This window comes from Acinetobacter sp. KH_038 (genome assembly GCF_057839405.1).
Genome location: NZ_CM174489.1, coordinates 2,420,331 through 2,446,854 on the forward strand (window position 1 = coordinate 2,420,331; position 26,524 = coordinate 2,446,854).

At 38.0% G+C, this 26,524-nt stretch carries 21 protein-coding genes and 1 other RNA gene; 11 read left to right on the plus strand and 11 right to left on the minus strand.

Going from position 1 to position 26,524, the window contains the following annotated elements; translation table 11 throughout:
• The first annotated feature begins 23 nt into the window (after nucleotides 1-23).
• The 8 genes from AC3IT7_RS11450 to AC3IT7_RS11485 all read left to right on the plus strand — a co-directional run bounded on the left by AC3IT7_RS11450 (nucleotide 24) and on the right by AC3IT7_RS11485 (nucleotide 11,635).
• Complete coding sequence (locus tag AC3IT7_RS11450) at nucleotides 24-728, plus strand: SDR family oxidoreductase (protein ID WP_489248559.1); 705 nt, start codon at nucleotides 24-26, stop codon at nucleotides 726-728.
• 25 nt (nucleotides 729-753) lie between these two features.
• Entirely contained in the window at nucleotides 754-1,797 is a 1,044-nt protein-coding gene (locus AC3IT7_RS11455; RefSeq protein WP_126037361.1) for a cyclase family protein, read from the plus strand.
• A 252-nt stretch (nucleotides 1,798-2,049) separates the two neighbouring features.
• Entirely contained in the window at nucleotides 2,050-2,886 is an 837-nt protein-coding gene (locus tag AC3IT7_RS11460; RefSeq protein WP_151984828.1) for a TIGR02391 family protein, read from the plus strand.
• A 76-nt stretch (nucleotides 2,887-2,962) separates the two neighbouring features.
• Nucleotides 2,963-5,749, plus strand: coding sequence for a type I restriction endonuclease subunit R (locus AC3IT7_RS11465; protein ID WP_489248560.1), 2,787 nt, complete (start codon nucleotides 2,963-2,965; stop codon nucleotides 5,747-5,749).
• On the plus strand, nucleotides 5,746-7,494 hold the full coding sequence (locus AC3IT7_RS11470; RefSeq protein WP_489248561.1) for a restriction endonuclease subunit S: 1,749 nt from the start codon (nucleotides 5,746-5,748) through the stop codon (nucleotides 7,492-7,494). The genes AC3IT7_RS11465 and AC3IT7_RS11470 overlap by 4 nt, the downstream gene beginning before the upstream one ends.
• Complete coding sequence (locus AC3IT7_RS11475; protein ID WP_151984822.1) at nucleotides 7,484-9,238, plus strand: AAA family ATPase; 1,755 nt, start codon at nucleotides 7,484-7,486, stop codon at nucleotides 9,236-9,238. Before AC3IT7_RS11470 ends, AC3IT7_RS11475 begins: the two co-directional genes overlap by 11 nt.
• Nucleotides 9,235-10,119, plus strand: coding sequence for an HNH endonuclease family protein (locus AC3IT7_RS11480; RefSeq protein ID WP_151984820.1), 885 nt, complete (start codon nucleotides 9,235-9,237; stop codon nucleotides 10,117-10,119). Before AC3IT7_RS11475 ends, AC3IT7_RS11480 begins: the two co-directional genes overlap by 4 nt.
• Before the next feature lie 58 nt (nucleotides 10,120-10,177).
• Nucleotides 10,178-11,635: a class I SAM-dependent DNA methyltransferase gene (locus AC3IT7_RS11485; RefSeq protein ID WP_489248562.1), complete on the plus strand. Its 1,458-nt coding sequence runs from the start codon at nucleotides 10,178-10,180 to the stop codon at nucleotides 11,633-11,635.
• Nucleotides 11,636-11,649: 14 nt separating this feature from the next.
• Here AC3IT7_RS11485 and AC3IT7_RS11490 read toward each other — a convergent pair whose 3' ends face one another.
• Nucleotides 11,650-12,729: a 5-methylcytosine restriction system specificity protein McrC gene (locus AC3IT7_RS11490; protein WP_114237687.1), complete on the minus strand. Its 1,080-nt coding sequence runs from the start codon at nucleotides 12,727-12,729 to the stop codon at nucleotides 11,650-11,652.
• A 5-nt stretch (nucleotides 12,730-12,734) separates the two neighbouring features.
• A complete protein-coding gene (locus tag AC3IT7_RS11495; RefSeq protein ID WP_489248563.1) occupies nucleotides 12,735-14,867 on the minus strand; it encodes an McrB family protein in 2,133 nt (710 codons plus the stop codon).
• A gap of 124 nt (nucleotides 14,868-14,991) precedes the next feature.
• Between AC3IT7_RS11495 and AC3IT7_RS11500 the strand changes: the two genes are divergently transcribed.
• On the plus strand, nucleotides 14,992-16,035 hold the full coding sequence (locus tag AC3IT7_RS11500) for an HNH endonuclease domain-containing protein (protein WP_151984813.1): 1,044 nt from the start codon (nucleotides 14,992-14,994) through the stop codon (nucleotides 16,033-16,035).
• Here the strand turns inward: AC3IT7_RS11500 and AC3IT7_RS11505 are convergent.
• From AC3IT7_RS11505 to AC3IT7_RS11535, 7 genes are all read right to left on the minus strand, one after another.
• Entirely contained in the window at nucleotides 16,032-16,616 is a 585-nt protein-coding gene (locus AC3IT7_RS11505; RefSeq protein WP_489248564.1) for a class I SAM-dependent methyltransferase, read from the minus strand. The two genes, AC3IT7_RS11500 and AC3IT7_RS11505, sit on opposite strands and share 4 nt — an antisense overlap.
• A 72-nt stretch (nucleotides 16,617-16,688) precedes the next feature.
• Complete coding sequence (locus tag AC3IT7_RS11510) at nucleotides 16,689-16,919, minus strand: helix-turn-helix transcriptional regulator (RefSeq protein WP_005027433.1); 231 nt, start codon at nucleotides 16,917-16,919, stop codon at nucleotides 16,689-16,691.
• Between the two features lie 79 nt (nucleotides 16,920-16,998).
• On the minus strand, nucleotides 16,999-17,883 hold the full coding sequence (locus tag AC3IT7_RS11515) for a recombination directionality factor (RefSeq protein WP_489248565.1): 885 nt from the start codon (nucleotides 17,881-17,883) through the stop codon (nucleotides 16,999-17,001).
• 195 nt (nucleotides 17,884-18,078) lie between these two features.
• On the minus strand, nucleotides 18,079-19,191 hold the full coding sequence (locus AC3IT7_RS11520) for a YqaJ viral recombinase family nuclease (protein ID WP_489248566.1): 1,113 nt from the start codon (nucleotides 19,189-19,191) through the stop codon (nucleotides 18,079-18,081).
• Nucleotides 19,192-19,313: 122 nt separating this feature from the next.
• Nucleotides 19,314-20,345 carry a DUF932 domain-containing protein gene (locus AC3IT7_RS11525; RefSeq protein ID WP_489248567.1) on the minus strand — a complete coding sequence of 344 codons (1,032 nt, stop codon included), beginning with the start codon at nucleotides 20,343-20,345 and terminating at the stop codon, nucleotides 19,314-19,316.
• Between the two features lie 20 nt (nucleotides 20,346-20,365).
• Entirely contained in the window at nucleotides 20,366-20,644 is a 279-nt protein-coding gene (locus AC3IT7_RS11530) for a hypothetical protein (protein WP_489248568.1), read from the minus strand.
• Between the two features lie 103 nt (nucleotides 20,645-20,747).
• Entirely contained in the window at nucleotides 20,748-21,656 is a 909-nt protein-coding gene (locus AC3IT7_RS11535; protein WP_489248569.1) for a YagK/YfjJ domain-containing protein, read from the minus strand.
• Between the two features lie 367 nt (nucleotides 21,657-22,023).
• Between AC3IT7_RS11535 and AC3IT7_RS11540 the strand changes: the two genes are divergently transcribed.
• A complete protein-coding gene (locus tag AC3IT7_RS11540; protein WP_489248570.1) occupies nucleotides 22,024-23,028 on the plus strand; it encodes a ribbon-helix-helix domain-containing protein in 1,005 nt (334 codons plus the stop codon).
• Here AC3IT7_RS11540 and AC3IT7_RS11545 read toward each other — a convergent pair.
• Together AC3IT7_RS11545 and ssrA are read right to left on the minus strand one after the other, a co-directional pair.
• A complete protein-coding gene (locus AC3IT7_RS11545; protein WP_489248571.1) occupies nucleotides 23,025-24,161 on the minus strand; it encodes a tyrosine-type recombinase/integrase in 1,137 nt (378 codons plus the stop codon). The genes AC3IT7_RS11540 and AC3IT7_RS11545 overlap by 4 nt on opposite strands.
• A 183-nt stretch (nucleotides 24,162-24,344) precedes the next feature.
• Nucleotides 24,345-24,703: a transfer-messenger RNA gene (gene ssrA / locus AC3IT7_RS11550) on the minus strand.
• Nucleotides 24,704-24,833: 130 nt separating this feature from the next.
• On the opposite strand from ssrA, the gene glpK reads away from it, so the two are divergent.
• The gene (glpK, locus tag AC3IT7_RS11555) at nucleotides 24,834-26,318 is read left to right on the plus strand and encodes a glycerol kinase GlpK (protein ID WP_489248572.1); all 1,485 of its coding nucleotides are present in this window, start codon (nucleotides 24,834-24,836) and stop codon (nucleotides 26,316-26,318) included.
• The last annotated feature ends 206 nt before the right edge of the window (nucleotides 26,319-26,524 follow it).

Below are 26,524 nucleotides of genomic sequence, written 5' to 3' on the forward strand. Positions count from 1 at the left end.
CTTTTTTTACAAGGAATGTAATCATGTCAAAAATTAATAAAGTTCTCATCACAGGCGGTGCTCGAGGAATCGGTGCTGCAATTGCTCAACAATGTAAAAAAAATGGATGGTATCCAATCATTTTAGATAAAGAGAGTGCGGATATAGAAGTCGATTTATTAGATGTAGAAGCAACTGCCGCCGCACTGAAAAAGCTTCTAAAAGATGGCCCCATTACTCGCTTAGTGAATAATGTTGGAATGGTCAAACCAGACAATATTGAGAATCAAAGTTTAGACGATTTTAATCAAGTACTTAGTCTCAATGTACGATGCTCCTTACAGTGTATTCAAGCCCTACTTCCAAATATGAAATCAGAAAACTTTGGACGTATTGTTAATATCTCTTCTAGAGCAGCTTTAGGTAAAACGCAGCGAAGTGCTTATGCAGTGAGCAAAGCTGGCCTTATTGGCTTAAGTAGAGTAGCAGCGCTAGAACTTGGTGTTTATGGCATTACTGTAAATTCGATTGCACCGGGTCCAATAGAAACAGAGCTTTTCACCGCAGCTAACCCACCCGATTCACCCGTAACGCAACAGATTTTACAAAGTATTCCTGTAAAACGACTGGGGCAACCTTCAGATATTGCACATGCATGTTCATATTTTTTAAGTGATGAAGCAAGTTTTGTTACAGGCCAGACTCTATACGTGTGTGGCGGTATGAGTATCGGAGCAACTCCAGTCTAAATAAATTTACTAAGGAAAAAGTATCATGAGAAGATGGTTACAACGTCCTGAGGGATCAAATTGGGGAGATTTTGGTGATGATGATCGTATTGGTCGTTTAAACTTAATTAACGCTGAAAAAGTACTTGAAGGTATCCGAGAGGTTAAAGAAGGAAAAACTTTTTGCTTAAGTTTACCATTGGACTATCCTGGCGGTAATGCACTAAATATAAATAGAAATCCTCCAATTCTTCGTCCATTACAACGACATGGTAAAGTCAATTTTAACTGTGAAATGAATCAATTTGATCAAGAAATCTCTGATGTCATGAGTGACGACTTAGCTATTTTACACTTGCAGTATTCCACACAATGGGACGCTTTCGCTCATGTAGGTACTATGTTTGACCTATATAAAAATGGAGAAGAAGAAGCAGCTTACTATAATGGCTTTTCCGCAAGAGATTCTATGATCTATCCTGATTGCTTAGAAGATACTGGCCTCCAAAATATAAAAAGCCAAAGCACGTCCTCTGCAATAAAATTAGGTATCGAACATCTAGCTGAACATGGTTTACAAGGCCGGGCTGTAATGATTGATTTAGCTCATCATCTTGGTACAGAAAGGACTAATGTTGGATATGAAATTATTAAAGATATTATTGAAAAGGATCAATTAAAAATTGGCGTAGGAGATATTCTCTGTTTACATACAGGTTATGCAGAAGCACTATTAAAGATGAATAAGTCTCCCAATATTAAAGTTCTAAATCGAACCGGCGCTGTATTAAATGGTGGCGATCCAAAGTTATTGGAATGGATTACAGATTCAGGAATTGCTGCAATAGCTGCTGATAATTACTCAGTTGAAGAATTTCCATATAGCCAAAGACAGTCTTGCTGTTCAGCCTTACCTTTACATCAACATTGTTTATTTAAACTTGGAATTCCTTTAGGTGAGTTATGGTATTTAACTGATTTAGCTAAATATTTAAGAAATCATCATCGGTCTAGCTTTTTATTAACGGCCCCTCCATTACGTTTAACAGGAGCTGTAGGGTCTCCAGTTACGCCTATTGCAACTGTTTAATATTGAAGAGCATTATTAGAAACTAATTTTCCAAGACCCTCTAGACCTAGAAATATTAGTTAATGATAGAAAAAGAAAACTAAAAATATCTAAAATTCACTCTATCATTATATTAGCTTTCCGATTGAGATGGTGACTGTTTAACTCATTAAAAATATCTAACAAAATCTGTTGTTTAAAAATAATTAGCTGTATATTTTTACCCTAATTTACCCCATCATCCTTTTAAACAACCACCTATAAATTTATAAAATGTTCAAAACTGAAAACCACTACCACATTGATTACTTAGGTGAAGCTGGGATCACTGAGACCTGCCTACATAGCATGTATAATCTGATTCAAACCCATTCAGATCTAAACACTGCCCTACTATTAACCAATGATCAATCTCATGCCTTTCTACTAAAGGACTTAACTGAAAATTATTATATTATCCGCTCAGGATTCACATCTGGTTATTCAGGTGAAGGACCAAAAGGACTAGCAAAAGCCTTAACTATTTTAAATAAACATCAAATAGATACAGAAGAAATTCTCGTTACTTCAAAACTAATGAGTAAACTGAATAATGCCTCACTCAGCGATCAAGAAATTGATTTTATTTTCAGAGAAAAAATCGTTCGCCCAATACGTCTGCATGACTATATCTATCCTTTCGAAAACGAAGTAAATCAAGCATCCAATCTAAAGCGTTATTATCCGCTAGAACTACCTTACTCGATTATTGATGATAGGATTTTCGATCTAGCTTTACTCTTCAAGCAAGATCCTGACTCTGCTTTAACAAAAGCATATAAACGACTTGAAGACATCGTCCGAACACGTACAGGGATCAATGAACATAGCACCAAACTATTTGCCCACGTCTTTCAAGGTGAAAATGCCCTTCTCACTTGGGACGTACCAGACAATGCAGAGATCAAAGGTCGAGTAAATTTATTTACGGGTGCGTATATGGCTTTTAGGAATGCTCGTGCCCATCGAGAAAAAGATGAAAACCTTATCCATCAGTATCGAGAGTTTTTAATAATTAATGAACTCTATCTACTCGAGCAAGAGGCAATTTTGATTCAACCCAAAGAATAAGTCTAAAGTGCGAGTTCAACTTCCATAACTTTATAAGTATACTTCTTTTAAATATAGATACTTATAAAGGGTAAACATGTCTCCAGAAGATAAAGCTCGGATTATCATTGATCAAAAACTAGAATCTTCTGGGTGGCTTGTTGTCGATAAAAAAGAGTTTAATCCTGGTGCTGCCCTAGGTATCGCTGTTCGAGAGTTCCAAACTAAAACGGGTCCAGCAGATTACATTCTTTTTGTGAATCGTACCCCTGTCGGTGTGATAGAGGCGAAGCGTGATGAAGAAGGTGAAAATATCACCACACACGAACGCCAAACTAAAAGGTATGCAACATCGGGCTTTAAATCAAAAAAAATTTATGATGATCTTCCATTTCTTTTCCAAGCGACATCTCAACTTATTCGTTTTACAGATAGACGAGATCCTGAGCCTCGCTCACGTGAAATTTTTTGGTTTTATAGACCTGAATTTTTAAGTGAGCTATTTAAAAAAGAGAAGACCTTACGTCAAAGGCTCCTCGAGATACCCACTTTAAATATTGAGAATTTACGAGAGTGCCAAATCGATGCTATCACTGGTCTTGAGCAATCTCTAACTCAACAAAAGCCTCGGTCACTTATTCACATGGCCACAGGTGCAGGTAAAACGTTTACAGCTATTTCTTCTGTCTACCGCCTACTTAAATTTGCAAATGCAAAACGCATTCTGTTTTTAGTAGATACACGTAATTTGGGTAAGCAAGCTCACCAAGAGTTTATGGCTTATACCCCACCTGATGATAAGCGAAAGTTTACTGAACTCTATAATGTTCAAAGATTGATGTCTTCAACTTTAGATACTAAAGCAGATGTCTGTATTTCTACTATTCAACGTATGTATTCGATTTTGTCTGGTGACAAACTAGATGAAAGCGATGAAGATATTAATTTGAATGAATTGGATACAATCGAAGAAAACAAGCGATTATCAAAAAATCTGATCAAATACAATCCTAATGTCCCTATCGAATCTTTTGATTTTATTATCATCGATGAATGCCACCGCAGTATTTACAATTTATGGAAACAGGTCCTCGACTATTTTGATTCATTTTTGATTGGTCTTAGTGCAACACCCGATAAACGTACCTACGGTTTCTTTAATGAAAACATTGTTGCTCAATATAGTTATGAGCAATCTGTAATCGATGGTGTCAATGTTGGCTATGACATCTATGAAATTGAAACCGAAGTTACTAAAAAAGGTCAAACAATTCGAGCAAAGCAATTCATTGATCGTCGTAGTCGTCAAACACGTGCAAAACGTTTAGTGGAGGCTGATCAAGATATTGTATATACTCATAAAGACTTGGACAAAGATGTCGTCAACCCAAGTCAAATTCGCAACATCATTCGAGAAATGAAGCGAGCTGTAAGCCAAGAAATTTTTCCAGATCGCCAGGAAGTTCCAAAGACTTTAATCTTTGCCAAATCAGATAGCCATGCAGATGACATTATTAATATCGTGCGTGAAGAGTATGGTAAGGGCAATGAGTTTTGTGAAAAAGTAACCTATAGCGCAAAAGATCCTGATGGTGTACTCAGCGATTTTCGTAACGAATATAACCCTCGTATTGCCGTGACTGTCGATATGATTGCTACAGGCACCGATGTGAAACCATTAGAGGTTTTACTGTTTATGCGAGATGTTCGTTCTAAAGGCTATTACGAGCAGATGAAAGGTCGTGGTGTTCGTAGTTTAGATGAAGATGGTTTAAAGAAAGTTTCACAAAGTGCTAGCGGCGCCAAAACTCGATTTGTGATCATTGATGCTGTTGGGGTAGAAAAATCTCAAAAAACTGAGAGTCGCCAATTAGAGCGTAAACCAACCACAACCTTAAAGCAGCTTATGGATGGCATCATTATTGGTGATGTAGATGAAGATACTGCTTTAAGTTTGGCAAACCGACTGATTCGACTCAATAAAAATTTAGATGCAGAAACACAAGCTAAAATTAGCCAGCTTACCGATGGCAAAAGTCTAAAACAGATTACAGAGTCTATTTTGAATGCGGTTGATCCTGATACGATTAATCAAGCCATTATCACAGATGCTACGTCTCAAGGTCTGGTTATTGAGGAAAATTCTATTTCTGAACAGCAGTATTTGGACAAGATGAGTGAACTCCTTGAGCAGGCTTACCGTATATTTGATAATCCTGAACTTAGAAATTTATTGATCGAAAAGAAAGATGCTGAACAAATTATTGATACTGTAAACATTGATCAAATCGTTCACCGTGGTTTTTCTGCAAATGTAGAACAGAAAGCTCAGGAAGACATCGAAAAGTTCGAAGCATATTTAAAAGAGCATCGTGAAGACATTGAAGCCTTAAGTTTCTTTTATGATCAACCCTATCAACGCCGTGAACTGACTTTAAGCATGATTCAAGAGCTTCATGATAAACTCAGCCGTCCTCCGCTATTACTGACTACTGAACGTCTTTGGTCTGCTTATGAAAGAGTAAAAGGCAGTCAAGTCAAAGGTGTAAATACTCAGCGTAAATTAACGGATTTATTATCTTTAGTTCGTTTTGCTTCTGGTTTAGATCAAGAGCTTTCTCCATTTAGTGAGGAAGTCGATAAACGTTTCCAAAAGTGGGTGTTTAGACATAATGCTCAGAATGCAACAGCATTTACTGAAGAGCAGATGACTTGGCTCCGTTTAATGAAAGATCATATTGCGAATAGTTGTCAGCTAACACCGAACGATTTTAAGTTGGGATCGTTGGCGAGTCATGGCGGAGCATTTAAAGCGGCAGAAGTTTTTGGTCGAGAGAAACTGATGCCATTAATGAAAGAATTAAATGAAGAGTTAGTGGCATGAGTAATACAATTCCAAGTAGTTGGATTCATACTAAGCTTGAAGATATTATTGATATTTTTGATTATGAACGCAATCCAATTAATAATGCCGAGAGAGCTCAACGAATTTCTAATAAAGATCCACAAGAGCTTTTTCCTTATTATGGTGCTACTGGGCAAGTAGGATTTATTGATGATTATCGTTCAGAAGGTGAAAGAATTCTTTTAGGTGAAGATGCTGCCCCATTCTTAGATCCAAACAAAAATAAAGCTTATTTAGTTCATGGGAAATATTGGGTTAATAATCATGCACATATTTTGGGTGGTGCATGTAATTTAGTTAATAATAAATTTGTATTACATCAATTAAACATTCTCAATTATCGTGAGTTCGTTTCAGGTACCACAAGACTAAAACTCACCAGTGCCTCAATGAAGCAAATTCCTTTGGTACTCGCCCCATTTAATGAACAAAGCCGTATTGCTGATAAAATCGATGAACTCTTTAGCGAACTGGATAATGGCATTGAAGAGCTTGAAACTGCTCAGAAGAAATTAGAGCTTTATCGTCAGTCGCTATTAAAGTCAGCTGTTGAAGGCGAGCTCAGTAAAGAATGGCGTGAAACTCAAACAGAAGCTTCTGAAACTGGTGAACAGCTATTAGCACGTATTTTAAAAGAACGCCGTGAACGCTGGGAACAAGAGAAACTTAAAGAGTTTGCAGAAAAAGGGAAAAATCCGCCAAAAAATTGGCAGGATAAATACCCTGAGCCTGTTCAACCTGATACCGAAAATTTACCTCAATTGCCTGAGGGTTGGGTGTGGAGCTCTCTAGGTCAATGTTTCGAAGTTAAAGTTGGGGCAACACCTAGCCGTAAAATTCCTGACTATTGGAATGGTGAAATACCTTGGGTTAGTTCAGGCGAGGTACGTTTTAATCTTATAGCCGAAACTAAAGAAAGTATTACTCCATTAGGTTTAAACAATAGCAGCACGCAATTGAATCCTAAAGGCTCTGTTCTTCTAGGAATGATTGGTGAAGGCAAAACACGTGGACAAGTTGCTATATTAGATATTGAGGCGGCTAACAATCAAAATTGTGCAGCTATTTGGGTTCCTCAAACTGATATATCACCATATTACGTTTACTATTGGCTATGGTCTCAATATGAACAGACTCGTCGTAGTAGCAGTGGCAACAATCAACCTGCTCTAAATAAATCGATTGTTGAAAAAATTCCTTTCCCTCTTACATCCACTAATGAAATCAATGAAATTGTCAAAATCATCAGTAGAGAGTTAGTAAAGCTTGATGAATTGCTCATCAGTAATGAAAATTTATTAATAACTTTAAAGTCCCAAAAGCAAAATATTTTGAAAAAAGCTTTTAATGGGTCTTTAGTTCATCAAGATCCTAATGATGAACCTGCTCAAGTCTTGTTAGAACGTATTCAACAGCAACGTGAAGCAGAAGCTTTAGTAAAAAAATCATCTACCAAAAAACGCTCAACCTCAAAAGCTAAAAAGGAAGTAGGTATGTCTCGTTCTATCCTAGAAATTTTACAACAGCAGTCAGATTGGATTTCAGGGCAAGAATTAGCAACATCTTTTGGACTAAACGGAAACAGTAAAATTGAAGAAATCGAACAATTTTACGAACAGCTTCGCACGTTAAGCTTAGATGACAAAATCATAGTAAAGCCAGATCAACAAAATAGTAAAGAACAAGATCTGATTAAGCTCAAGGATAAGACTGATGCGTCTTGATTATTTAAAAATTGGTAGTGCAAAGGATAGCTCTACCCATCAATTTAAAAATTTAAAAGATGTCTGTATCGACTTCGATGAACATCAATCCATCACTGTTGTTATTGGTTGGAATGGGACAGGTAAATCTAATGTATTAGAAGCACTTGCTATTATATTTAGAGATTTAATTCGAAAAGAAAAAATGCCAGCCTTTGCCTTTGAGCTGAAATATGAGATCGGTTCAGGCATAAACAAGAAATATGTCACTATTCAAGCTGATCCTGATTTGGAAAAAGATCAATATATTTTTTCGTACATCCCACTTCAAACAGTTTTAGAACCATTAAGCCCACATCAATCTCCAATAAATTTAGTCGAGCTAAAACAACCTGATTTATTCTCAGAAAAAGTAATTCCTAACCCTGAAAGTGAAAATGAGGCTTCTGAAGCACCTAAACCTATAAATGTCTCTTTTACAAAATTTACAGCTGAAAATAGTGAGTTTTTACCTAAATTTGTTTTTAGCTATTACTCTGGTTTAAGTACTAGAATGCAGGATATTTTTACACCATACATCGAACAATATGACAAAAAACTAAGAAGTGGTAAAACTTCGGAGGAAGTTGGGTTTAAACGTATGTTCTATGCCCTTCCTATTCACAGTCAATTTGTCCTCTTAGCTTTTTTATTTAAACAAGATGAAACGATTAAATCTTTTTTGGAAAATCAGTTAGGTATTGATGCCGAATCTGGCATCGAATCAATTCTTTTTGAATTACGCCAACCCTCTTGGACAAATAAAAATGATGATGGTGATCCAAGACTTTGGGATGCCAAAGGCGTAGTTAAAGAGTTCCTTAGTGAACTGTACGATATTTCGTTAGCGCCAATTAAAATTACCAAAAGTTCAAAAAGTAGCTTATGGAATAAGAAAACTCGTGAATATCAATATCTATTTCTCAAAGATATGTCATCTTTTCAAAAACTCATGGAGCATAAAGAACCACGGATTCTATTTCGTGATTTAGAAAGCACTTATGTCTCTGAGTTAATTGAAGCTGTACACATACGCGTTAAATTAAAAAAGAATAATGGTACTGTCACTTTTAAAGAATTAAGTGAGGGCGAACAACAACTACTGACAGTTTTAGGCTTATTACGTTTTACCAATGAAGAAGAAAGTCTTTATTTGCTCGATGAACCTGATACACACCTGAATCCTAAATGGTCAGTTGAATATCTAAATTATTTAAAAGATTTCATGAAAAGTGAGGTGAACGGCTTAAGAACAAATAGTCATATTGTACTTACGACGCATAATCCGATTGCTATTGCAGAACTCAAAAAAGAACAAATTCAGATTTTACATCGTGATGAAGATAAGCAGATTTATGCGACTGAACCTGATTTAGACCCGAAAGGTATGGGCTATGCTGGGATCATCACGAGTGATATGTTCGGATTAGGGAGTTCTCTAGACAAAAAAACTAATGAACTATTAATTGAATATCAAAAGCTGGTCATTAAACCAAGAATAGATAAAACACCTGAAGATAAAGAACGCCAAAAGGAATTACGAGAGTATCTAGAAAAATTAGATTTTAATTTTGATTTTAAAGATCGGATTAAACAAGAATTTATGCGAGCTCGTTTCGACTTAATGCATGGAACGACTTATGTAGATGAGCCCATTGTTACCGATGAAAATAAACAAAAAGCTTTAGATGCTTTGGTTAAAAGCCTTATGTCGAGTGAAGAATGAACTTTATAGATCACACCTCACCCCCAACAGATAGAAATTTTCATAATCCAAGTGATACTTCCACAACCTATACATATCGCTTATTACAAGTTGCGAATATATTTGGCCCTTTTCCTAAAAGAGCTCTGACTCCCAAAGAAAAACTAATTAAAGATGCCCATTGGAAAGATCTAAAGTCTTGGTTGAGCTTGAAGAGCTCTGGAAAATGTTGGTTTTGTGAATCCAAAGATTTGAGATCAACTTCTGATGTTGAACATTTTCGTCCAAAAAACCAAGTAAAGATAGGCAAGAAAAAATTAAAATATCCGAGCTCCCATGTAAGATATGGTGAAGATTTTGAAGGCTATTGGTGGTTAAGTTATGACTGGACTAATTACAGATTATCTTGTCAGCGGTGTAATCGATTAGACACTGATTCTTCAACAAGGATCGTTCATGGTAAAGGAAACTCTTTCCCTTTGGTTGATGAAAATCAACGTTGTTGGGATTTGACTCAAAATCATCTAACAGAGAAACCATTGTTACTTGATCCATGTGTCCAATCAGATACAACTCTTCTTTTACATACTCTGTCTGGGGAAATTAAGCCTTTTACATCGAATACTAAGGCAATTGAATATAAAAGAGCATCGTTTTCTATTAGATTGTTAGGGCTAAATGCCTATGGCGTAGTAGAAAAGAAAAGGGAAATAAAAGCAGATATCGAAATTTTATTAGACAAGTACATGGGTAAAAATAATGTAGATGCGGACTTTGAGAGATTTATTGAAAAAAATCTAAATCCATCACGAGAATATTATACCTTTGTAAAAGGTATAATCTTGCAATTTCGTGAAGACATACCTTGGTTAGAAAGTAAACTAACATCAATGGGCTTATAGGTCTTACACTAGTATTGATGTATTCTTGACCGAGATTTTTAGAACTGATTACATTGTAATGAATGCGACTACCTTAATTTCCAAAATTTGGAATTTCTGCCATACCTTACGTGATGATGGTGTGGGCTATGGTGATTACCTAGAACAACTGACATTCTTACTTTTCTTAAAAATGGCTCATGAACAAAAAACACTAAATCCATTTGAGTCAGTTGATGTGGGTATTCCAGCTGGTTACGACTGGGAAAGTCTGATCAGCCTAAAAGGTGCCGAGTTACAAACGCATTATCTTAAAGTGTTAAATAAACTTGGTACTATGTCTGGCATGTTAGGTGCCATTTTCTTTAAAGCACAAAATAAAATTCAAGATCCTGCAAAACTGCATCGTTTAGTATCACTCATCAATGAAGATACTTGGAGTGGTATTGGTGCTGATGTAAAGGGCGACATGTACGAAGGCCTTTTGCAAAAAAATGCAGAAGATACCAAAAGTGGTGCTGGTCAGTACTTTACCCCTCGTCCAGTGATTGATGCAATTGTTGAATGTGTACGCCCAAAACCAATGAAAACCATTGCAGATCCTGCATGTGGTACAGGTGGCTTTTTTCTGGGTGCACATAAATATTTACTGTCTCAAAAGCTAGATAATAAACAGGCTGAATTCTTAAAAGAAAAAACCTTCTTTGGTAATGAGATCGTCGCAAGTACACGCCGTTTATGTTTGATGAACTTGTATCTACATAATGTTGGACATCTTACAGATGAACCACATATTGCTCGTGCTGATGCTTTAATTAGTGAACCTGCTGTAAAAGTAGATTATGTTTTAGCCAACCCTCCTTTTGGTAAAAAAAGTAGTATGACTTTAACCAATGAAGAAGGTGAAGAAGATAAAGAGTCTCTTACTTACGAGCGCCCTGACTTTTGGGTGACCACATCAAATAAACAATTAAATTTCTTACAACATATTGTCAGCATGCTGAAAGCAGACGGTAAAGCTGCTGTCGTTTTACCTGACAACGTACTGTTTGAAGGAGGTGTCGGTGAGCGTGTACGTAAGAAGTTATTAACTGGATGTGATGTTCATACGATTTTGCGTTTGCCTACTGGTATTTTCTATGCAAATGGCGTGAAAGCAAATGTGATTTTCTTTGATAATAAACCTAAATCAGAACAAACTCAGACTAAAGGTATTTGGTTCTATGACCTTAGAACCAATAAGCGCTTTACGCTTAAAACTCGTCAACTTCGTAAAGCTGATTTAGATGACTTCATCAAATGCTATAATCCTGAAAATCGTTTCGAACGCCAAGAAACGGAACGCTTCAAGTATTTTAGCTATGAGGAAATTACTGGCCGTGATAAAACCAGCCTAGATATCTTCTGGCTGAAGGATAATAGCTTAGACAACCTAGATGACTTACCTACTCCAGATGTATTGCAACAAGAAATCATCGAGCATTTAGAAGCTGCTCTAGAGTCTTTTAAATCGGTTGCTATAAGTTTAAAAGATTAAAAACAAATCAAAAGCTAGGCTAATTCTATTAGCCTAGCTTTAACCTCTATTGCAGACGCTGTTAAATCAATAGTTTGGAACTCCAACCCATAGCCCTGAATTTTTACTTTTTCCGATATATCTACTCCAACGCTCGGATGAAGTAATACCCCTCTTTGAAATACTGGATATCCATTTTTTTCTTGGGACCTTAGGTATGTGTAAATTTGATAGATATACCCATTCCTAAATTTTTCTTTACCAAATCGATTAGATACTAAAACGTTATTAAATTTAGTATCAATGATGGTCGCCTGTCCTGTCCGTGTATTTCTTAAAATAATATCAGCCTCCATCTGAGGTAGCATATCTGTAATCAATGCATCAGTATCAAACTTCCATTGCAATTTTTTATTATGACTAACTGTCCACACCTTAGCTGATAAGTTCTTAGAGTAAAAACCATAAACCGCTTTTTCAAACAATTTTCTTAACCATTCCTCACTCATTTCTTCTAAATTTGGAAGTAAATGATTTCCTTTTTGCATTGTTGGTATTTTCAATTCATTTAACAGCTGACACGTTTGAAGAAGTGCCTGTTCAGAATAATCAAAATGACCAAACCGATCTGATTTAAGTTCATAGTTTTGCCTGAATTGACAAGTAACTCCTAGCCCTTCCAGAATATTGATATTCTGAATAATCCTTCCTTTTAATCCAGCGATACCCTTTAAAAAAAGTGCATTTTTCAAAGTCATGAGCACATACTGATATCTTGGGATATCTAGAGTAAGCTCGTCATAAGAACAATTGACTTGTCCCCTCTGCATCAACATCTTACTTTCAGTTGTTAAAAAATTAATACTGCCTCGTACACGAGTTAAATTTTCACTCCTAGTGACATAATTACTCGACAGCCCCTTAGCTATATTCCTATCAAACTGATCGCACAATAACTCTAAGATAATGGTGTATAAGTCATCAGGGTTCTCTTCAACATTCAAAAATTTATCTTCAGAAGTCTTATAGACTTCCGAAGCATAAAGAATTAACAACCAAACATTTTTTATAGGGATTCCATACTTAGTGATGTAATGGTAATGGATATCTAACATGTTACTTAGATGTCCTTTAATGCATTACATAAATTTGAAACTTGAGGTGTATTGTCAGGCCAATAATCTAATAACAATGGCTTAACTTCTGATTCAACAACATCTTCAAGCCATTCTTGTAGATCATCAAATACTTGAGCTGGTGTAAAGAAACTATGGCCAACGCAGAATGGTTTACCTAAACGAGGATCTTCCTGAATTACTCCATTTAACTGCTCAATATTAAGGCGCAGTTTTTGGAGTTGTCCTTCAGTTACTTGTTCAACATTTTCTTTAACAACTTTCATCCAAATATCATTAAAAGTTGGTTCTAATTCTTCAAAGGCAAAACGTCTACGAAAAGCTAAATCCAGCTTAGCCAATGAACGATCTGCGATATTCATCGTTCCCAATACATAAACATTTTCTGGCACATAAATTTTTTCATTTTTATCTTTCTTATAAATCAACTCTAGTGAATGCTGATGAGCCCTTTTTGAGTTTTCAATGAGCGTTAGCATTTCACCAAAAATTTGAGAAGGATTACCCCTGTTAATTTCCTCAATCAAAATAACAAATTTTTGCGCAGGGTTATGGCGTGCACGATGGATCAATTCTAGGAAGGGACCATCAACAAGGTTTAGTTCTCCTTTAGAGTTAGGTCTCCATCCCCTAATGAAATCCTCATATGACGTTGTCGGGTGGAACTGGATATGAATGAAGTTTTCTTTGTACTGCCCAACAAGATACTCTGATAATTGCTGTGCTAGCCAAGTCTTTCCAGTGCCTGTTGCACCTTGAAAAATAACATTCTTTTTTGATTCAATTCTACGAACAATTTGTTCAAGCTTTTCTTCAGACATAAAACATCGATTATCAAGAATATCTTTGAGTGATATCTTTGGTTCATCAATGATTGGAGACTCTGTCATATTCTCTTCTTCATCTAGAAAATTAGGGTCATATGCTTTAATGCTGAGTTCGGGAAAACTTTTGACCGAAGAATTATCTTTTTCAAAGATTGTTTTAAGTTTAGCGATCAATTCTAAATAATTTTTGCCATCTATCGTTTTCTTAAAACCACTGTATGGAATTTGGAGCTTTACTTCTTCTTCAATGAACTTACGAGAACTACCGTCTAAACTTAGATAATCCCATGGGCGTATCCAAAACAACGCCATCGTAATGTTCCATCCAATTCCTTTTTGTTTTAGAAGGTTGTTATAAGAATCTATAAAAACTTGGTTTGCTTGAACTGTGTCTTCACCATCAGCAAACGCAATTGACGATTCAAAGAAATCCCATAAATTTTGTATGTCATTTGGTTGCTGAAATTCTTCAAAAGAGAAGAACCAAGACTTCATGTTATTTAAGAGTGGAATACCATCAAAATCACTAGGTAGTGTTGATTCTACAGATAAGGCCTGAGCCAAATCTGCAGCAATTGCTTGCCTATTTGAATCCGTCATTTGTCTATTCATCATGCCAATAACAGTAAATGGACAAATATCATTAAGCTCTTTGTTCAATAAATAGGATAAATTATTTTTTGCTGCAATGGTCTTAACTTTTTCAACTAGAATTTTTCTATCATGCTTAAATTCTAACAACTGATTTGATAAATCAACCAAGAATGGTGCCCAAGTAATTTCTTTTTTAAGAGTATCTCCAAAACGACTCTTCCAATAAGGTTCATTTCGAAAGAAATCAAAATTTTGCTTTTGGTTATCAAAAGTAAAATCTATTAGCTGTCTAGCGTAATTAGACTCATATTTGACTTGCCATAATGTAGTCCTACTTGTATAGAAATACCATTCTTTTGGCTCTTTCAGTACAGACCAGTCGACATCAACAAAGTGGCCATCATTTCGATTTGCTGTTACGGTTCCTATGGCTTTTATGGCCATAACAGAAACGAAATTACCTTTACTATCGAATGGCAAATCTTTTTTGCGAACATATGATGATTTGATGGCAATTTTATCACCAACCTTCATCAAATTAACTTTATCTGTTAACTCATTTTCATAGCCATTTTCCCAAATTCCCTGTTCAATAAAGCGATCAAACTGATCTGCATTACGTCCAAACGTTGCCCCTACAAACCAATATGTTAAAGCAGATTTATCTAATTTCTGGTGAATTTCTTCGAAAGACATTTTTTGCTACTAATTTTATAAAATTTAAGTGATTATATATTTATACGGTTCAATAATTACCTCTTTAACACTTAAGTTGTATTACTGGACTTGACTAGTCATATAACATTAAATTTAATTCATAATGAAAACTTATACATCCGATACCAGCCTAACGAATAACTTCAGATCTATTTTTTTGATCGGTGCCAATACTGCAACATATAAGTTTGCTCTAGCAAAATCATTGCTTGAATTAAATAATCAAACTTTTGTGAGCTTAGATGACCTATCCTCTATTTTCGCCAAACATCTCATTGAACATATTCAAACTGGAAAACGTCAAATTCAAGGAAAAGGGACTGCGAAACTTTTAAATGCACTGTACCTCTACACCCAAGAGCAAATTTCAGAAGAGTTGATGCTCCACGTTACAAGAACTGAGGGCTTTAAATGTGTACTTGATGCTTTCCACAATTTACCTAAAAAACAACAAGCTTCTAAATTTTTTGAAAAAACAATTCAGGATAAAAAACAAGGCATCACGCTTACCGATAATCTATTTCACCTTTTAGCAACAGAAGATTCAGAAAACTTTCATAATGAAATTGAAGGTCGCTGGAATTTAGTAGAGTCAGCTTGGAGTGAAGAGTCGCTAATCCATGTTCAGTACGATACAGCTACCGAAGATCTTTACTATCTAAAGCCCGTTTCTAATAATTCTTTCCTGCATTCACATTTACGCACCAACCTCACAGGTGTCAGAAAACCACTAAATGGTTATCAAAAAAGTAAATGCTTTTACTGTCTCAAATCGATATCAATTCAATCAGGCCAAGACAATACTTGCGATGTAGACCATGTTATTCCAATGTCCATTCAGTATGGTTCAACATATGACTTACAACTCAATGAAGTTTGGAATCTGGTCCTAGCATGTAGAGAATGTAATCGATGGGATCATGGTGGAAAAGCAGGTAATATCCCTCATCTCCAATTTCTTCTTAGATTGCATCAAAGAAATGAATACCTTATTGAAAGTAATCACCCTCTTAAAGAAAACATCATCTTAAGAACTGGAAAAAAACCTGATCAACGTTTAGATTTTTTGACAAAGCGCTTTGATTTTGCAAAAGGTATCAAGAGTACCTCTTGGATTCCCAAAGAAGTTTTTGACATATCTTTCTAGCTCAACTTTCTTAAAAGTAAGTTCAACCACTTTTCCTGTCGATCAGGTCGCTTATCTACTGTAATCCATTGCTGGATCTGTTGAACATTATCAAACTGCTCAAGTAAAGCCTGCGCTTGTACTTCATCTAAATCAGTGAATTTCCGTCCATCCTTCTCTCTATCGCCGTTGCCATATTTGAAAGACATATAAAGCACACCATTTGGCTTTAGCGCACTCACCAGTTTTCCTATCACTTCTTTTAAATGATTACGCTCACAATGCAACAACGATGCACACGCCCAAATTCCATCATAAGCTTCATAGTCATCAACCTCATAAAAGCTCTTCAACTTAATAGGAATACCTGTAAGTCGAGATGCTTTTTTAACGAGTTCTTCTGAATAGTCTATTGCATCGACCTGATAGCCTTTGTTTTTAAAAGCCAGAGTATCTCGTCCTGAACCACAGCCAACGTCAAGAATCCGAGCACCTTCAGGCAACTCAGCTAAAAATGGCTGATATAGGCTTTCCATATCAACTTCAAACGTTGAAGCTGTAAATTCTTCTGCATGCTTATTGTAGTATTCTATTGTTTTCATTACGGACACTTAGGCTAAAAGACACTTTCAGTCTACAAGAAAACAAAAAAATAAGGGAGCTAAGAGCGTCCCTTACTCTCGATTCGCCAACTTACTTTCAATCCATTGATGGATCTCATAAGCTGACCAGCCGATACGATTTTGAGTAATTTTAACTTTCTTTGGGAATGAAGGATCGTAATAAGGTGAGTTTTCATCCATCATCTCATAGATAGTAGAACGCCCCACTCCAACAAATTCCATGACTTGCTTGATACTGATCAGTTGATTCATTTGAAAAGTTTGACCTACAAATGCATTCATGATGTTTACTCCTATCTCATGATTTCGAGCAACTCGCTCATGAGATACGGCAATCTCGTAAGGTTTTACCTTGTCTGATTTAATTCAAAGCCGTCACAGATCCTTTCAATCCCTGTTGGATATCAAATGCAGTCTGAGTCTCCTCGATCTGCTGGTCTCCGACAGGCTGATAAAATTCCTCAACCACATCCAAACCTTCTTCCATATCGACCTCCATCATTCCATTCGCAAAACCCTTCCTTGCGATAAAGTCTAGAGCCTCCTGATAAAACCCTGCCTGCTTACTCTGCTCATCAATTTGCTTCGCTTGCATAATGGCTTCATTCAAGCTAATCCCTTCCCTTAAAGTTAAATCCACGTAATACACCGGCTGACGATAACTCTGTGTCGTACTCTTGCCCCGCAATATCAATTGCAAGGGTAGACATGACAACAAGCCATTTGAGGCCGCATGGTAATAACTCAGCCGTGCAGCCAAAGTTCGAATACTGTTAAAACCCGTGGTTCTAAAGATGAAGGTGCCAAACTCATCTGAGTCATCCAGGTTCACATGTAAACGCCCGTAAGGTTTGCAGTTGCCACCTTGAGCCAATGGACATAAATCTGGCGATGGACAGGGATGCTGCTCTACGCCTTGGTTGGTTAAACGCTGGCAGGTTTCTCCATTACCGACACAGACTGGCCGTCCGGTCTGTCGGTCAAATAAGGTGTATTCAGCGCGTAAGTTCAGATCAGGATCATTAAAGATCATTCTGACGGGGATTGAGCGTAGCTTTTGATTGGGAGTATTCGCTCGAAGCTGATCATCTAATGGATGTTTGACCCAGCCTTCTTTGCTTTGAATCTGGGAAGTAATGGTGAATTGATCATCTTTTTCAGGCAATCGCTTACCATTCTTCTCGATCATCCGACCAATACTGATACGCCCCAAGATTGGAGGGGTAATTGCTAAACCTTTAATCATGTTGATATTCCTTAATGTATTACGTTACAAATTTGGGTCTATGTATGTAGGTCGGAACAAGGACCAAATAAGTTACCCAAAGAGTGTAGAGCCAGATAAAGTGCTACAGAGATCGCGACCGATTTGCTCTCTACCGAAGGGTAGAGAGCGGGGAGCGATTTTTGTGATTTTTTGATTGGGTGATGTAGATAAGGCTTAGTCGGTATAGATGTTGAATCGACGACTGCCCTGCTTTTGAAGTGGATAAAGGTCGATCAGTTCAGGCTGGTGCTGAAGCAATGCCTTGGTATTGAGGCTGATGGAGTCCTTAGTTTTCTTCCAGACTACTGAGCCATGAGCAAAGACAGCCCTTTCCTTGTCTTGCATCATCATCTGAATTTCATGTTTAAGCTGGTCAAAGCGTTCCTGCTTGTGCTGAATCTCTTCTTTCATTTTGATGAGCTGATCAAACATAAAATTGGCATTTTCATTTTGCGAAAGATCCTCTACCGTTAAAGGGACATGCGCTGGATAAAGTTGTTGAATCGCTTTAGCTGCGGATTCACTGGCATCGACTGATGGCGGAGTATCATTTTCTACACATTCCCAGAAATATCGTTCTGCTTTAACAATATGCTCAATCACTGATTCAGACCGTATCACTTTGAAGATCTTGGTTTCATGCCCACAGATCAAGACACAAACATGCGCTGCCTGTTTACCAGTCACTGCCAGTTGATGTTGCACCTGACAAAGCACGTATAAAGGCACACCATCACGCCACAATTTTGCTCCATGCTCACCTACTGTTTTACATTCCAGGATCTGAACGTCATCACTACCGACCACGCTGTAATCCAGATTGGCTAACATAAAGTGTTTATCGGGATCAGGATGCTGAAGTACCGCATTGATCCGTCGCACCTTGTTATTGGTGTGCATGCTATAAAACTCTGCCACCAAAGGTTCCAGCTGCTTACCCCAATACAACGGTGCTACACCTGAGATTTCATCTTCTATGGATGGAGTCTGCCGTCCGGTTTTGATCAGCCAGAGTTCAAGCATCGACATGTAGGGATTGAGACCACATGCTGTTGCTGCATCACTACTGCCAATGCCTTGTTTACGAACTTCGAGCCAGTCCTGATATTCCATCCCTTTGGTATTGACCAGTCGCTTGGCTGCTGTTGAGCGTTTGGTAGTGATGGTTGGATTGACTGCAATCTTTGATCCTACAGTCGTAGGCTGATGGGAAATAGGTACAATTTGATTCATGAAATTATCCTTACAAATTCTAATCTCTGTAAAATAAATGCATAAAAAAGCCATACCCGACACGAGGTCGGGTATGGCTTTTTGTTTGCTGTTTTAATTGAGAGGGGTTACATGAGTGCTATGACTAGCATTTGTTTGGGGGTGACTTGATTTCGACATAAGTGAGTCAGTTAATTTCAGGCGATCAAAGCAAGCGCTTGCTCCAATCCTCTTTGTTTAAGACCAGCACCTGCACCGAACCAGGCTGAATCCAGTCGATGGTCGGTACTCATGGCACGTCGTTCATGATCCACAAATTCCGTGATCGAACAAAGTAAACCATAAGCCGTATCTTTAGCTGATGACAATTCAGCACCACGACCTTGGCCATTAAACATCTCTAAAGCTTTATTCATGGCACGACCATTCGGTTCAGGCTTTTTCTCCTGAGCTTGCTGCGCAACATTACGGTAGAACTGAATAATGTTTTCTTCAGGATCGGAAATTGACATGGTGCTGTTGTTGAATACGGCATCAAAATAAGCTTTGGCTTCCTGCTGACTCACCTTACGCTGTGTGAGCTGTTTCATTTCATACATGTGCTCATCCCAGGCACGCACTGAAATACCCAATTGCTGCTTCACTTTCTCTGCATCAAACTTGGTACTGTGCGGAACCTTCACCACACCTGCACTACTGCTTTGTCCACGTAAAGCAATTGCTAAAGTGTTGTTACAGACCACCCGGATACTGGTGAACTGTGCTGTAGTTGCCAACGTGCCGTCACACGCGGTAGCCAGCAGGATATAACCATTACTGACATCCTTGACCTTTAACGCAGTACTTTGCCCTGTACGTGCCAAAGCCCAAAACTTTTTACCACCTTTCAGAACCCCTGCTGTTTCTAGTTCAAAACCTGATTGCTCAGTCAGATCCCGGTAGAACTCCAGAATCTCTTTGGGTTGAACTTCCTGATAACGCTGACTGACCACAGATAAAGGCGCATGTGTATCTGAGCGATACAAGACACGCTGCTCTTCAAAAGGCATGATGATGCTCTGACCACGTTCATTCTGTGCCATATAGCTGACATTGGAGGATTCAATCCGCCAGTCCATTCCAGCTTGCTGTGCCCAGACTTCCAGTGGTTGTTTCGGACTCAGCTGATTACCAAGACCATGCCAAGGGGTTTCGCCAACATAGGCGATTTGTTCGATTTGATGTGCCATCGTTCTTATCTCCTAGGTTATTAGCGGAAGTTCTGCTGACATTGATTACAGTGGTAGTAGGTCATAGTGATTGGGTTTTTAGGCTCATTAAACACGCTGCTAAATAGACCACCAATGACCGCACCTGCAAGCCCGCCAAGCAGTGGTGATACAGGCAAAGGTAAACCCTTTGAAATGGATGCACCGATGGTTGCGAACGAAGCTGATGCTGCTAGACCTGTGGAATCAGAACCAGTCACCTGCTGATTAACAACCTGAATGACCTGATCCGATAAACAATAAGGACAATTTAAACTCATAATATATACCTCTAGAAATGACAAAGGCTCACCGATTGGCAAGCCTTGCAAAGTTAAAAAACTCGTTTTCACCTAGATAATGTATATCTGAGATTATTTTCATTTAGCGTCTATCATACTGCGCTCTTAACTGACCTTTACCAAATACTCTTCGTCCTTTTGGCTTTACACGTAAGTATTGAAGAGTACGTTTGTGATGATCAGCAATGTATTGCATTGCCTCAATGAAATTTGTTACTTGGGTGGAATCACGACGATAAATCACACCGATCCCGAGCTTATTCTCTCTTCGAAGTTTCGCTACACGTTCACGGTTCCAGCAATTATATCCTTGACCAAAATCCCTAGTAATATCCCTCCATAGCTCAATAATTTCATTTCCCCAATATGCCGCGCTTCCATCACGATAGGCATTATCATAAATGATTGCTAAATGGCAATGAAAACCTTTACTTTTACCACCTTGTTCTACTCCCCATATATACCCGATCACATGTTTAAATATGCCATCTTTATTTTGGATTCGATTAAGCAGTATATCTAAGTCCTTATAAATATCTTCAACTCTAATTCGACTAGAATATTCTTTCAAATAACCCAAGTCTACACGAGCAACTAATATTCGACTGCATTTATTAAGTATTGACCTACAATATTCCTGCACTTCAATTTTATTTTCATCTTTCTGTTTTTCGATCATCTTATAATCTTTTTCAAAATCCTCAGATAAATCTAAAAACCATGTTCTCATCTCTCTATATCCAATTATCTTTAGCTCATCCATAAGACCTAAATAATCAGAATCTATTCTCTGTAAGTCATATATCAAGATAACAAAGAACTGGAGATAACCTATGTATTCCTCATCAGGGTCATATATATCATCAAAGGCTAATAACAGCTTAGTAAGCTGTGAATAGAATCCATCCCATTTTGTACGTTCTCTTTTTAAGCGTTTTAAAAAGTTCTCAATCTCAAGTGTAAGTTTTGCCTGATTAATTGAATCTCTCATGTTTAAACCTATGTGTGTGATAGTTACATAAGAGATAGGGAATTCAGTATATGTTTACATTTACTTCTCAATAGAGTGTTAGCTAATAAAAGATAGTATAAATAACCAATGCCCTAGAGAATCTAAATTTCTCCTGTAGTACAGCATCCCCTCCGCACATTAAGAATCTTTCCTCCCTGTTTTATGTCTATATTCATGCAGATACTCATCTTAAAAAAGCTAGAGTTAGGGTAATACTTGGTAATTACTAATTGAAAATGGCTGTAAGCTACTATTTCCATAGATCCATCAGAATTTTAGTATTGAAAAATACTCATTTAAATACTATTGTAAATACTACCAATAATACTACGGATAATTAATCAAAATGGGCTTAACTTCTAAGGATCCTCATATCAGTAAAGAGCTTTTGATTGACAAACTTTTAAGAAGCTTTAAAGAGCATGAGTACGTATGGGTGGCTTGGAAGGCGGCTAGCAACCTGAATTACACGCCTAGATATTTATTAGATTTTTTTAATAAGAACTCTTCTTTTGATGAGCTAAGAAGTTATATCAAAATTACTTTATCCAATCTTGAAGAAGCTAATTTAAATAGTTTTATGAATACTTTACGGGAGAAACAGAAGGAACTCCTTTTAGAACTAGATATTAATTCATTTTTAAATGATAATAGACTGTGCTGGTTCTTAATTAATAGATTTTTAGATGACTACAATGTATTATTATCTACTAAAGAAAAAGCATACAAGCAACTCAATGTCGCTAAAGAAAATAACTTAGTTAACAATTATACATTTCAAAAGAGAACAAACTTTCCAAAATCAAAAAAATACATTAATAACCCTAAAGTATTTATTTTAGCTCTTATTTACTTAAGCCCCAATATAGCAAATAAGCCACACCAGAGAAATATAGACTTAGAAAAATATATTATTGAATTTCAGGGAATCAAAAAAGAAAAAGTCAATTTAAATAGATATATTAATAATAAAGAATTCATAAATTGGAGTAAATCATACATTGATAAGCACTTCAAATATGATATTTTCCCCAAGTTTCAACTTGAACAAGAAAAATCGAATCAAGATTATATTCATGCATACTTTGATGATCTATATATTAATAATAAAGAAAAATACATTAACGATTTAAACAAACTTAAAAAAGCTTGGCAGCAAAATGTTTTTAGAATGAAAAATAAAGATAACCCTAAAAGGAGCTACCACTTACCATTAAAAAAAGAATCAAAAAAGCTTTTAGAAGAATTAGCACTTTTCAAAAATATTTCTGAAAGTGAAGTTTTAGAAATATTGATTAAGGAGGCGTATACAAATGAAATGTGTGATAAAAAAGGGAAGGCTCTTTACTAAGCCATCCACTCTTTCACTTGCTCCCCATACCATCCCATGATCTTCACACGCTCATCCCAATATTGCGCTCGGTTATATGCCGAGCGAATTCTATTTTGTGGCACATGAGCAAGCTGCCGTTCAATGGCATCGGGATTAAATAAATTTGATTCATTTACGACTGTACTGAATAGAGATCTAAAACCATGTGTGGTCATTCGTCCTGCATAGCCTGAACGCTTGATCACCGCCAAAATAGACTCACTACGCATAGGTTCTTTGTTATCCAAACGATGTGGAAAAAGCAGTTCCTGATTATGAGTAAGTCTTAATGCCTGAAGCTCAGCAATCATCATGTCCGTCAACGGTACACGATGCGGAAGCCTGTTCTTCATTCGCTCTTCAGGGATATCCCACTTACGTCCTTCCAAATCAAATTCCTCCCAGCGTGCTTGCAGCAACTCACTAACCCGAACGCCTGTCAGCATAATCAGAATAATCGCATGATGTGTCTGAGCATCACTTGGGTATGCTCTTACCTTTCTTAAAAATTCAGGCATTTCAGAGGCAGTAAGCGAAGCCAGGTTTATGACTCTTTTATTCTTGAGAGCATAAACCAGATCACCCGCTGGATTATCATAGCGGTATCCATGAGCAATGGCATACTTCATGACCATACCACAGCGAGACAAGGTACGTTTTGCAATTTCAAGCGAACCTCTTGCCTCAATCTTCTTAATGATTTGAAGAATCTCAGGAGCCTGAATCTGGTTAATACGCTTATTAGCAAGAGCAATATAAAGCTCATCCAATGAAGCTCTAACATTACTAATATGCTTAGATGACCAGGTTTCTTTTTGATTATTAAACCAATCCTCTGCGACCTCCTTAAAACAAGGCTGCTCCTCTTCGACCTCAACTGTATTCTTGAGTTTATACCTCAGATCAAGCGCTATCTCTCTTGCGCGCTTTAAACTCAGCTCAGGATATACACCTAATGCTTTGGACTTCCTTTGTCCATTCTCCGTATATCGGATAGACCAATATTTTTTGCCATTCGGATCGATTCGTAAAGACAGACCGTTACTATCAGAAAGGCGGTACTGTTTTTCCTTCGGTAATGCTTTTTTACACAGCACATCAGTAAGCGACATATCTTTGTCCCACATAATTAAACTTATTTAGTGGGTCAAATTGTCCCAATTTTGACCCCCAGAAAGCAAAAATAGGGTCAAACAGCTTAGGACAGGGTCGGACAATACAGCCAATAAAAAAGCCTTTAAACATTAAGTTTAAAGGCTTTTTTAGATTCCGATGGATTACTTCGGAAAGAATTTTGGTGGAGGTGGCGGGAGTTGAACCCGCGTCCGCCAGCATTACGCTCGAGAATACTACATGCTTAGATATCGTCTATTGTTTTAACTCTTTGTGACCCGACGAACAGGGTACAAATCGCGATCCTCTTAGTTTAGTACAAAGCCCCGAGGCTTGGCTTTATACGGACTTGTGTGCGTGCGCTTCAGTCGGACTCTCTAACCACAAGTATTCGGAGAGGCGGACAAGCTGCCCTTAGGCAGCTAGAGCGTATGATTCGTCGTTTGCGACTAAAAAATGCAAATTTGATTTACGAGAGAAAATGCGCTCTCGGCATGCATCTATGAGTTTCATCACCAGCGTCGAAGCCAGAAACACCCCCAAAGTACAAGGCAATCATAGCATAAATGTCAAAAATTACGATGCATTTTCTGAACATTTACACAACTTGATGCGCTTAATTACATTATTGCGCTAATATTTCACTTTTCAAGCCGAATATCAGAAAAATTATGAGCTATTTACTGGCCCTGGATCAGGGGACCACTTCAAGCCGGGCGATTATTTTTAATGAGCATGGACAGGTTCTGGCTACGGCGCAACGGGAAACCCATATTCAGACACCACACTCAGGTTGGGTCGAACAGGATGCGCAAGACATCTGGAGCTCACAAATTGCGGTGGTACAGCAAGCACTCGCTAGTGCAAGAATCCTGGCCAAAGATATTAAAGCCATCGGCCTGACCAACCAGCGTGAAACCACAGTGGTTTGGGATCGTAGAACTGGCAAACCGCTGGCGCCGGCTATTGTCTGGCAGGACCGTCGGACATCGGACTGGTGTAACCAGCTGATTGAACAGGGCTTGATGAGCAAAATTCAAGAAAAAACCGGTCTAAGGATTGATCCTTATTTTAGTGCGGGAAAACTGGTCTGGTTTCTGGAGCATGTGCAAGGAATCCGTGAACTGGCTGAACAGGGCCATGTGGCCTTTGGAACTATCGATAGCTGGCTGATCTGGAATCTGACCCAGGGTGCAGAGCACGTCATTGAAGCCAGCAATGCTTCTCGTACCATGCTGATGAATCTGCAGCAACAAACCTGGGATGCAGAACTGCTGGAGCTGTTTCATATTCCAGCTTCGGTCTTACCGAAAATCATTTCATCCGATAGCTATATCGCAGACACCGCGTCAGGCTTACTCGGTGCCAATATTCCGATTACCGGCATTCTGGGCGATCAGCAATCTGCACTGTTTGGTCAGTCCTGTTTCGAAGTGGGCAGCGCAAAAAATACCTATGGCACTGGCTGTTTTATGCTGTTCAATACCGGTCATGATATTCAGCTCAGTCAAAATAAACTGCTCTCCACCCTCGCCTGGCAGGCACAGGATCAAACGACCTATGCGCTGGAAGGTAGCGTATTTATGGCCGGCGCGGTGGTGCAATGGCTACGTGATGGTCTGGGGATTATTCAACAAAGCAGTGATGTGGAAAAACTGGCCTGTAAAGTTGAGGATACCGATGGCGTAGTTCTGGTGCCGGCCTTTACCGGACTTGGCGCACCGCATTGGGACAGTGAAGCCCGTGCCCTGCTCTGCGGCATGTCACGTGGTACGACTAAAGCGCATATCGCCCGCGCAGCCTTAGAATCAATTGCCTTTCAGGTATCTGATGTTCTCAGCGCAATGCAGTCTGATATTGCCCATCCTTTAAAAGAATTACGCATTGATGGTGGTGCCAGTGGCAATGACATGCTGATGCAGTTTCAGGCCGACATTCTGAATGTACCGGTATTACGTCCAAAAATGCTGGAATCTACCGCTTGGGGTGCAGCAGCGATGGCCGGATTAAAAGCCGGAGTATTTTCAAGTCTGGGGGAAATTTCCGAGTCCTGGCAGCTGGAACGTGCCTTCGAGCCACAGATGCAAGCGGATCAGCGTCAACATCATCTAGAAAAATGGCAAAATGCCCTGAAACGGGCCAAATCAGATATATAAATTGTCGTTATCTGAAAGTTCAAAGCTAAAAAAAGCCCACCATTTGGTGTGATGCTGATCAGTTAAGGAGTTTAGAAGTAAACTCCTTAACTTTTTAATGATTCATGGCGGAGTCTTACTTTTTTAAATCAAACCCTAGCAGCTCATTTGTTACTTTGGTTTCGCCCAAATGAGAAGCGAAGCTTCGCAAGGAAGGCATCTTGCGG

Excerpts from the sequence above, each read along its gene's own strand:
- AC3IT7_RS11450 (WP_489248559.1), top strand. The coding sequence starts at position 24 with ATGTCAAAAATTAATAAAGTTCTCATCACAGGCGGTGCTCGAGGAATC.
- AC3IT7_RS11455 (WP_126037361.1), top strand. The coding sequence starts at position 754 with ATGAGAAGATGGTTACAACGTCCTGAGGGATCAAATTGGGGAGATTTT.
- AC3IT7_RS11460 (WP_151984828.1), top strand. The coding sequence starts at position 2,050 with ATGTTCAAAACTGAAAACCACTACCACATTGATTACTTAGGTGAAGCT.
- AC3IT7_RS11465 (WP_489248560.1), top strand. The coding sequence starts at position 2,963 with ATGTCTCCAGAAGATAAAGCTCGGATTATCATTGATCAAAAACTAGAA.
- AC3IT7_RS11470 (WP_489248561.1), top strand. The coding sequence starts at position 5,746 with ATGAGTAATACAATTCCAAGTAGTTGGATTCATACTAAGCTTGAAGAT.
- AC3IT7_RS11475 (WP_151984822.1), top strand. The coding sequence starts at position 7,484 with ATGCGTCTTGATTATTTAAAAATTGGTAGTGCAAAGGATAGCTCTACC.
- AC3IT7_RS11480 (WP_151984820.1), top strand. The coding sequence starts at position 9,235 with ATGAACTTTATAGATCACACCTCACCCCCAACAGATAGAAATTTTCAT.
- AC3IT7_RS11485 (WP_489248562.1), top strand. The coding sequence starts at position 10,178 with ATGAATGCGACTACCTTAATTTCCAAAATTTGGAATTTCTGCCATACC.
- AC3IT7_RS11490 (WP_114237687.1), bottom strand. The coding sequence starts at position 12,729 with ATGTTAGATATCCATTACCATTACATCACTAAGTATGGAATCCCTATA.
- AC3IT7_RS11495 (WP_489248563.1), bottom strand. The coding sequence starts at position 14,867 with ATGTCTTTCGAAGAAATTCACCAGAAATTAGATAAATCTGCTTTAACA.
- AC3IT7_RS11500 (WP_151984813.1), top strand. The coding sequence starts at position 14,992 with ATGAAAACTTATACATCCGATACCAGCCTAACGAATAACTTCAGATCT.
- AC3IT7_RS11505 (WP_489248564.1), bottom strand. The coding sequence starts at position 16,616 with ATGAAAACAATAGAATACTACAATAAGCATGCAGAAGAATTTACAGCT.
- AC3IT7_RS11510 (WP_005027433.1), bottom strand. The coding sequence starts at position 16,919 with ATGAATGCATTTGTAGGTCAAACTTTTCAAATGAATCAACTGATCAGT.
- AC3IT7_RS11515 (WP_489248565.1), bottom strand. The coding sequence starts at position 17,883 with ATGATTAAAGGTTTAGCAATTACCCCTCCAATCTTGGGGCGTATCAGT.
- AC3IT7_RS11520 (WP_489248566.1), bottom strand. The coding sequence starts at position 19,191 with ATGGCTTTTTTATGCATTTATTTTACAGAGATTAGAATTTGTAAGGAT.
- AC3IT7_RS11525 (WP_489248567.1), bottom strand. The coding sequence starts at position 20,345 with ATGGCACATCAAATCGAACAAATCGCCTATGTTGGCGAAACCCCTTGG.
- AC3IT7_RS11530 (WP_489248568.1), bottom strand. The coding sequence starts at position 20,644 with ATGAGTTTAAATTGTCCTTATTGTTTATCGGATCAGGTCATTCAGGTT.
- AC3IT7_RS11535 (WP_489248569.1), bottom strand. The coding sequence starts at position 21,656 with ATGAGAGATTCAATTAATCAGGCAAAACTTACACTTGAGATTGAGAAC.
- AC3IT7_RS11540 (WP_489248570.1), top strand. The coding sequence starts at position 22,024 with ATGGGCTTAACTTCTAAGGATCCTCATATCAGTAAAGAGCTTTTGATT.
- AC3IT7_RS11545 (WP_489248571.1), bottom strand. The coding sequence starts at position 24,161 with ATGTCGCTTACTGATGTGCTGTGTAAAAAAGCATTACCGAAGGAAAAA.
- glpK (WP_489248572.1), top strand. The coding sequence starts at position 24,834 with ATGAGCTATTTACTGGCCCTGGATCAGGGGACCACTTCAAGCCGGGCG.